We start from the raw sequence: 1,574 nt of genomic DNA on the forward strand, positions 1-1,574 counted from the left end.
CCCTGCGTGTCAGGGTGAGGTGAGTCCACCGGCTCGGAGCCAATCGGGCAGACGCAGGGCGAGAGACGGATCGATATTTCATGACCAGGACAAGCACCGCGGTGGCCGAAGGCCACAATGGGCGGATGGGTTCTCGAGGGCCGCGTGGTGATGAGCCGAAGCGGCGGCGTGCGTTCAGCGCGGCGGACAAGTTGGCGTATTTGCAGGCCTACGAGCAGGCGATCGAACACGGTGACGGTGGCGGGTATCTGCGGCGAGAAGGGCTGTATTCCTCGCAGATCAGCGAGTGGCGTAAGCAGCGTGACGCGGGGGTCCTTTCCGGTAAGAAACCGGGTGAGAAAGTCGGCAAACTCACCGCTGAGCAAGCCGAAATCGCGCGCCTGACAGCGGAATTGGCGCGTGCGAACAAACGCCTCGTCACCACCGAGGCCGCCCTGGACATCATGGGAAAAGCACACGCTCTCTTGGAATCTCTCTCCGAGAGAGCGGATTCGCAGGAGCAGCGCAGAAAGCGTTGAGCACCGCGTACACGTCGTTGACCGATGTCGGAGCCGGTACTCGACGTGCGGCGGTATTGACCGGACTGGTGCGTTCCACCGCGAACCGCCGCCGCAAGGCGGCTGTGTCACCGAGTTCCGCTGTACCGCAACCTGTTCCGGATCCGGCGAACAAGCTCTCCGAGTTCGAGCGACGTCGGATCCTGGAGGTATTGGGCAGTCCCGAGTTCGTTGATCTGGCACCGTTGCAGGTCTTCGCCCAGCTCCTGGACGAGGGCACTTACCTGTGTTCGGTGTCCACGATGTATCGGGTGTTGCGGGAAAACAAGCAGGTCACCGAACGTCGCCGGTTGGCGCGCCATCCGAGCAAGGTGTGCCCGGAGTTGGTCGCTACCGCACCGAGGCAAGTGTATTCGTGGGACATCACCAAACTCGCCGGCCCGGTCAAAGGACAGTATTTCGATGCCTACGTGATGATCGACATCTACTCCCGTTACATCGTCGGGGTCCATGTCCACAACCATGAATCCGGTGTTCTGGCAACAGAATTGATGAAAGAGATCTTCGAGATCCACGGAATACCACAAGTGGTGCACGCGGATCGGGGCACGTCGATGACCAGCAAAACCGTCGCCGCTCTACTCGCTGATCTCGAGGTTACCCGCTCGCATTCACGGCCGCGGGTGTCCAATGACAACCCCTACTCCGAAGCGCTGTTTAAAACCTTGAAATACGGGCCGGAGTTCCCAGAACGCTTCGGATCACTCACCACCGCAAGAGGATTCATGGATTCCTTCGCCGGGTGGTACAACCACGAACACCGCCACACCGGCATCGGCTTACACACCCCCGCCGACGTCCACTACGGGCTGGCCACCGACAAAGCCGCCGACCGGGCAGCCGTGCTCGCCCAGGCCCGAGCGCGGCACCCACACCGCTTCGGCACCACCACGACACCGAAGATCCTGCACCTACCCGACACCGTCTGGATCAACCGACCAGCCCAGGACACCACCCAGGAGACCGACACGACAGCCGCTTAACACCCGCTGGACTCATCCACCTTGAAAAATTCCG

Annotated in this window: 1 protein-coding gene; it reads left to right on the forward strand. The window is 61.4% G+C overall.

The window, feature by feature from the left end:
• Positions 1–125 precede the first annotated feature (125 nt).
• A protein-coding gene (locus GFY24_RS40790) for an IS3 family transposase (protein ID WP_153810464.1) occupies positions 126–1,540 on the forward strand; the annotation gives its coding sequence in 2 pieces (ribosomal slippage) (positions 126–495 and positions 495–1,540; 1,416 coding nt in all).
• Positions 1,541–1,574 lie beyond the last annotated feature (34 nt).

It is taken from the genome of Nocardia sp. SYP-A9097 (genome assembly GCF_009649815.1).
GTDB lineage: Bacteria > Actinomycetota > Actinomycetes > Mycobacteriales > Mycobacteriaceae > Nocardia.